The sequence below is a fragment of the Pseudomonas sp. GV047 genome, from assembly GCF_003058245.1.
GTDB classification, from domain to species: Bacteria; Pseudomonadota; Gammaproteobacteria; order Pseudomonadales; family Pseudomonadaceae; genus Aquipseudomonas; species Aquipseudomonas marginalis.
Map to the genome: position 1 here is coordinate 1 of NZ_QCWA01000025.1, position 6,291 is coordinate 6,291.

A 6,291-nucleotide genomic window follows, 5' to 3' on the forward strand; every position below is an offset into this window, starting at 1 on the left:
GTTGGTGGAACCTCAACCGCCCGCAAAAGGGCACCAGCTGGGGGACGTTCATAGAACCAGGTATCCGTATGCCAACCCGCTTCACTGTTCCCCATAGCTCCGGTAGGCTTCCCATCCTTGGTAGTGTTGGCAATCACTAAGATCTCTTTTTGAGTAGGGTGAGCGCCTTCCTGCAGCTGTTTAGGGTGAATGACCGCCTTGCCGAAATGACGAGAAAACGCGATGTGTTGTTCGTCGCTGATGTTGATCTCGCGAAAACGCAAAACGCCATACTGAAGCCAGATTTTTCTGACTTCTGCCACATCAGCAGCGTCGTAATTGTTGAAATCGAATCCGACAACATCTGCGCAGACGCTACTACCGTTTTCAACCGTTGTGATTTTTGTCTTGGTCAGCATGCTCAGCTCCTCAAAGGCGTGTGTTCAAGTTCCACACCCCTAAGCTACCGCTGGATGTGTACAAGCCACCAATATTAATAATAGTAGATTAATCAAAATTTGTGATTAATCCAGAGAAAAGCTGACCGTATCAGGCTAACGCCAAGCTACGACCTGATGTGTGTGTGTGAAGGACCGCTCTCCACCACGGCAGTTAGGAACCATCCATGGCGGCTATCACCGTACACTTATCACGAATTTTGATCAGTCCATTTGACAAGCAACGTCTCAGCGTATAAATGGACGCTACGACCATTCAAAGAGTTTCCTCATGGAATTGCGCCAGATCAGGACCTACGTAGTCCTCGCAGAAGAGCTGCATTTCGGCCGAGCTGCCCTCCGTTTACAGATTGCCCAACCGGCAGTTTCCGCTCAGATACAGGCGCTAGAACGTGAACTCGGTATACCGTTACTGACTCGTTCGACGAGGCGTGTCCAGCTGACGGAGGCCGGCGCAGTGTTCAATACACGATGTTTAAATATCTTAAGAGATATCGACCGCACCTGCTCCCTGACGCAGGCTGTTGCCGGAAAGGATATGACTCAAATTACAATAGGCACAATACATCCAGCAACCTTTGGTGTATTACCTGACTTTATTTCACGAATCAATCAACGCTACCCAGATGTGCGGATTCATATCCATAATGGGAACACAGAGGACATTGTAAGAGAAATTGAGCGAGGAAATATAAACCTAGCATTTATTCGGCCCATTGAGAACATTGGATCATTAAGATGGCAGGCCATTCATCGCGAAAGATATCTGTTAGCAATCTCGCATGACAATCCTCTATGCCAACAAACCACCATTCACTTAAATGATCTTCGAGAACAACGCATCATATCTTTTTCTCGCTACAATAAGTCCTACACTGACGCTTACTTTATAGAAAAATTTAAAGAATATGGATTGGACAAACAAATCTCTTATACTTGCAATGACACACTGGCGATGCTTGCGCTAGTCTCGGCAAAGGTTGGGGTCGGCTTCGTACCGGAATGGGTTACCGAGATTCCCGGAAGAAACTTTGAATTAAGGAAGGTAGAAGGCGTTGACCTGAGAATAGGGCTTGGCCTAGCCTGGAGTACCGACGATCCTACTGCGAATAGGGATAGTATTATTGAGTTGTGTCGCCCGCTTATTGAGTCCCCCAAAGACCACTTATAAAAAACACTAGTCATCAGGCCCAGCTTCGACTTCATATCGATATAACGCCCCAGCGAAATTGATGCCAAAACTAGTGCCGGAGAATTTTATTTACGTGCACTATTTTCCTCCTATCACGCCTTACTGGTCTGAAAAAGGCTTCAAAATGAGAGTAAGCACCCCCAGGGAATCTTCGGTGGACCTCTAACCTATGGTTGCCGCGCGCTGCCTGTAGAGTGAAGGGAATTTTGGGCTGCCATATGAAGAGCTTCCTCCAGCTTAAGGACGGCTGAGCGTAAGGGCCGGGTCGTAGGCTGCTCTAAAATATAGCTTCCTGGCCCAGGAGTTTTGGGGATCCAAGTGCAAGTGCCCAGCCCCAGAGAGGTTGCAAGCGGAAGACAAACAGGGACTGGACCAATCGCCAAACCAAGGCCTTGACTGACCATCATCAGCGCCAGAGGAGTTGTTTCAACCGCCTCGATTTTGAGACTGCGCTCTGGCATCGGACCGAAGTGATAGTTCAATAACGCGATCCATCCCATCGTGTGTGACGTTATATCTAACAGACGGAATGACAACAAATCGTCAAGGGTGTTGAGGTTAGCAAGGTCCTTCTTTCGCCCCATTACGACGTAAGAAAGCCCCATCAATCTTCCAGGATGACGCAAAAGATGCGGCTCCTTTCCAAATCGGATCGTTAGATCAGGATCGCCCCTCCGCTCTGTGCCCTCCATCAGTAGCTCCACGCGAATCGACGGATTATCTCTCTCGAAGTCTGCCAGCACTCGAGGAAGCCAGCTCATTGACATGAGGTGGCTTGCAAGGAGTGAGACCTGTTCGATGCGTTGAGATGCAAATATAGCTTCCGCCTTGCTATCGATCGCCCCTAGGGATATCTGGACGGTTGGTAGAAAATCGCGCCCCTCAGATGTCAGATGTATTCGATTGGCACCGCGCTCGAAAAGCGGACGGCCAAGACAGCCTTCCAGCGCGAGGACCTGCTGACTGACGGCTGCGCCGGACATATGCAGCTCCTTACCAGCTTGCGAAAAGCTCTGATGCCGCGCCGCAGCTTCAAATACACGCAGCCAGTTTAGAGATGAGATGAGAGATTTGGCCATACGGCAGCATAAGCTGAGCTTCCGCTGAGATCAACTAAATTCTATATATAAAGGGTCTTCTTTGGCTGGTATAGTAGGTTCATGTACATTACTACCAACCACTTATTGAACGAGTAATAAAACACACGGGCAGCGTTTAAACCATATTGGATCAGCGCTGAGTAAGTGACACCCAAACTTTACCAGATATCGAACTGTTAGCGCACAAGCGTTGCACGCCTTTTTTATCTTGTTGTCGTAGTTTGGGATGTCAAGGATTTGTCGTGGCGCGAACCATGCTCAGCTCAAAATCAAGCTGAGAAGGTATGGCCTATCTGATGCCATCAGCGAAATGATGACTCAGACTAATTATTCACGTGCCCCATCCCAAAACGCCTTATGGCCCTACCATGGTATTAATATGAATATTATCAATCGAATTGAGAGCAATACACGAGTCAGCCGGGTAGTAACCCACAATAATGTCGCCTATTTTTCTGGTCTCGTAGCTCTCGACTTTTCGGAAGATATTCGTGGTCAAACTCAGCAGGTCTTAAATCGCCTCGAGAAGTACTTGCAGGCGGCCGGAACCAATCGCTCCCACCTTTTGAGTGTGCAACTCTGGGTGAAGGATATCGCGGGAGATATCGCCGGCCTGAATGAGATCTGGACAGAGTGGTTCGCAGAGCATGAAAAGCCCACGCGTGCTACTTGCCAAGTTACATTTGACGACGAGAACATTCGATTAGAATTGGTTGCTGTCGCCGCGGTTCCTCAGCTAAATAACTAGGCATGTCCGCTTCAAGCTTTGAGCATGTGCACATGGAACGTGTAAACTTCAGCGTTAAGATATCATTTGAAGTTAAACAGGGATTTTTTATACCCCTCAGATTCTGACTGCTGTTCGCTGCCACGGCACGCACTCTTCAGTACAAAATCAAGTAAGTAGCGGCTTCAGCATGACTGTGCATTGTATTGGTATCTTATTTTGGCCGCAGACTAGCGCTCTGTCTTTAGCAATCGTTGAAAGTACGATACTAACAGCACAGGGTCTGCATCCTGAAAAGATATACGACCTAGTCTTCATACATGCAGAGCAACTAACTAATTACAATGATTCGTATCGCTCTGCGTTTGCCTGGGAAGGCACCCTGGAGCAGTGTGATCGAATATTTTTGGTGGCTGATGAGCCCCCACAGCAGATTTCAGCACCACTGGCGGCAGCGCTCAAACAGCGGGCTCGTGAAGGGGACGTCCTCGGGGCAATTTCTGCCGGCGTCTATCCATTAGCGCAACTCGGGTTGCTCAATGGTCATCGAGCGGCAGTTCACTGGCGATGGCTCCATGACTTTAAAGAGCGTTTCCCAAAAGTCATTGCTACAGACCATTTGTTCGAATGGGATCGTAATCGCATCAGCGCATGCCGCGGATTGGCAGCAGTAGATCTGATGCTGACAATGCTATCGCGTGATCACGGGAGTGAATTGGCATCTGCAGTATGTGAAGAGCTGATGGTCGAGCGCATTCGCGACGGGAATGACCACCAACGGATGCCGCTAAAAAACCGACTTGGCTCTAGCCCCCCAAAGCTCACGCACGCTGTGCTGCTCATGGAGGCCAATATCGAGGAGCCATTGACGACTGACGAGATAGCCCGTTACGCATGCATGTCTCGTAGGCAGTTGGAACGAATCTTTAAGCAATACTTGGATCGTGTGCCTAGTCAGTATTACCTAGAGTTACGACTGAAGCGCGCACGGCACTTGCTCCTGCAATCCTCCACATCCATCATCCAGGTTGGTCTCTCTTGCGGTTTCTCTAGCGGCGCACATTTTTCCAGGGCTTACAGTCAGTACTTCGGCCGCCCTCCTCGCGACGAACGCATGCTACGACGTGGATTGGATCCCATGTTAAGCGCGCCGGGGCCAAGTGAGCGCGACTGAATCAAACCCACATCCAACCAAAAAAGGGGGGCATCGCATATTAACTATTGGCCAACTGATCAGTTTTCTGCGTATTCTCTCAACCTATTCATCCGCCTTTTGACGATGGCGATTGGTAGTCTAGTGCCGTGCAAAAATTCACAAATATTTTAGTGAACTGTAGGTCACTTGTGAATAACGCAGGGGACTACGGGCGAAGGCCGAGCATCCGTTTCCAGTGATCAAGCATAAGCTTGCCATTTTGAGGCTCGCTTCGCATTTCGGCCAAGAACGTAGCGCAGAGGTTCATACTATTCGCATTGTTCCATTTGCGGATGGCTCGCCGACGCTCAGGGAAATGCTCCTGCACATGGCGAGTTGGTTACAGACTTGATTGTGAGTTGCACTATAGTTGATTCTGCCAATTGCTGAGGGTAAAAATTATGCACTGCTTTATACCATCCCAAACTTAACTTCCGTCTATTGAAAGATCGGCTAAGAAAGGATTATTTCCCTAAAATAGAAGCCCGGAGCAACCTGTCACTGGGCATCCCACGGTCAATATTAAATACACTTGATACCGCAGTATTACACAACGAATTTACTCACCATATTTTGCAATTGAACACCCAAGCGAGCAAGTTCCAGACTCGATGATGCGGTTTCTGCACTGGTGGAAGCAGTCTGCTCGGAAATATCTCGAACGTTCAGAATGCTTCGATTTATTTCCTCTGCAACCGCACTTTGCTCTTCTGCGGCCGCTGCAATCTGGTAATTCATCGACTCGATAATCGAGATGGAGCGGCTGATGTTCGTGATCGAGGCACCAGCATCACGTGTTAGCTCGACGCTATTATCACTTAATGCCCGGCTGTTCTCGAGGATTGTTGCCACTTGTGCCGTCCGACTGTGCAGGCCGCTTATCAATATCGCGATTTCCTCTGTAGATATCTGGGTGCGTTGCGCAAGGCTTCTCACCTCGTCCGCCACCACCGCAAAACCTCTTCCGGCTTCGCCAGCTCGCGCGGCTTCAATCGCAGCATTGAGTGCTAGCAAATTGGTTTGCTCCGCCACAGCCTTAATTACGTCCATCACCCCTCCGATCTTGTTACTCTGGCTTTTGAGATCATCCATAGCAATTTTGGATTGAACAACCTCAGTGGCCAGCATTTCGATTTGAAGTATTGCTTTTGAAACAACTCCATCGCCCTCCCGTGCCTCCTGTGAAGCGCTAACCGCCGCCTGCGAAGCTTTCTCAGCATTCCTTGCAACTTCTTGCACGGTCACAGCCATTTCGTGCATGGCGGTAGCGACCTGGTCTGTTTCGCTCTTTTGGATATTCACTCCCGCACTTGTGTGCTCAGTGACCGCTGAAAGCTGTTCGGCAGCCCCCGATATCCGAATTACACCATCACGTAAACCACCTATTAGCTCTCGCAAGTTAGCTGTCATCTGGTACATGCTCGTTTGGAGCAGACCAAGCTCATCCTGCCGTGACGTTGTTTGACTGCACGTTAAGTCCCCCTTGGCCACCCGCTCCGCGAGTCTTAACGTTTCAAGAAGTGGAGTAACTATTAGGCGTGTAATAACCCATGCAGTAAGCGCACTAATAATAATCGCGACAACTAACCACAAGACAAGGAAGTTTCTCGATTGCTCGACATCATTAATACGCAGCGCCA

6 protein-coding genes are annotated in these 6,291 nt (G+C 49.1%); 3 read left to right on the forward strand and 3 right to left on the reverse strand.

Annotated elements, in window-relative coordinates; genetic code table 11:
* Positions 1–398: TauD/TfdA family dioxygenase (locus C8K58_RS31800; RefSeq protein ID WP_146188260.1), on the reverse strand; the 398-nt coding region annotated here is incomplete at its 3' end.
* A gap of 310 nt (positions 399–708) precedes the next feature.
* On the opposite strand from C8K58_RS31800, the gene C8K58_RS31805 reads away from it, so the two are divergent.
* On the forward strand, positions 709–1,608 hold the full coding sequence (locus C8K58_RS31805) for a LysR family transcriptional regulator (RefSeq protein ID WP_108574898.1): 900 nt from the start codon (positions 709–711) through the stop codon (positions 1,606–1,608).
* A 188-nt stretch (positions 1,609–1,796) separates the two neighbouring features.
* On the opposite strand, the gene C8K58_RS31810 is transcribed toward C8K58_RS31805, so the two are convergent.
* Positions 1,797–2,708, reverse strand: a complete 912-nt coding sequence (locus C8K58_RS31810) for a LysR family transcriptional regulator (protein ID WP_080377259.1) — start codon at positions 2,706–2,708, stop codon at positions 1,797–1,799.
* Positions 2,709–3,108: 400 nt separating this feature from the next.
* On the opposite strand from C8K58_RS31810, the gene C8K58_RS31815 reads away from it, so the two are divergent.
* On the forward strand, positions 3,109–3,477 hold the full coding sequence (locus tag C8K58_RS31815) for a RidA family protein (protein ID WP_054092857.1): 369 nt from the start codon (positions 3,109–3,111) through the stop codon (positions 3,475–3,477).
* 169 nt (positions 3,478–3,646) lie between these two features.
* Complete coding sequence (locus C8K58_RS31820; RefSeq protein ID WP_108574899.1) at positions 3,647–4,630, forward strand: GlxA family transcriptional regulator; 984 nt, start codon at positions 3,647–3,649, stop codon at positions 4,628–4,630.
* A gap of 567 nt (positions 4,631–5,197) precedes the next feature.
* Here C8K58_RS31820 and C8K58_RS31825 read toward each other — a convergent pair.
* On the reverse strand, positions 5,198–6,291 hold a 1,094-nt coding region (locus tag C8K58_RS31825), incomplete at its 5' end, for a methyl-accepting chemotaxis protein (protein ID WP_146188262.1).

Coding starts and splice junctions, on each gene's coding strand:
- C8K58_RS31820 (WP_108574899.1), top strand. CDS start 3,647: ATGACTGTGCATTGTATTGGTATCTTATTTTGGCCGCAGACTAGCGCT.
- C8K58_RS31805 (WP_108574898.1), top strand. CDS start 709: ATGGAATTGCGCCAGATCAGGACCTACGTAGTCCTCGCAGAAGAGCTG.
- C8K58_RS31810 (WP_080377259.1), bottom strand. CDS start 2,708: ATGGCCAAATCTCTCATCTCATCTCTAAACTGGCTGCGTGTATTTGAA.
- C8K58_RS31815 (WP_054092857.1), top strand. CDS start 3,109: ATGAATATTATCAATCGAATTGAGAGCAATACACGAGTCAGCCGGGTA.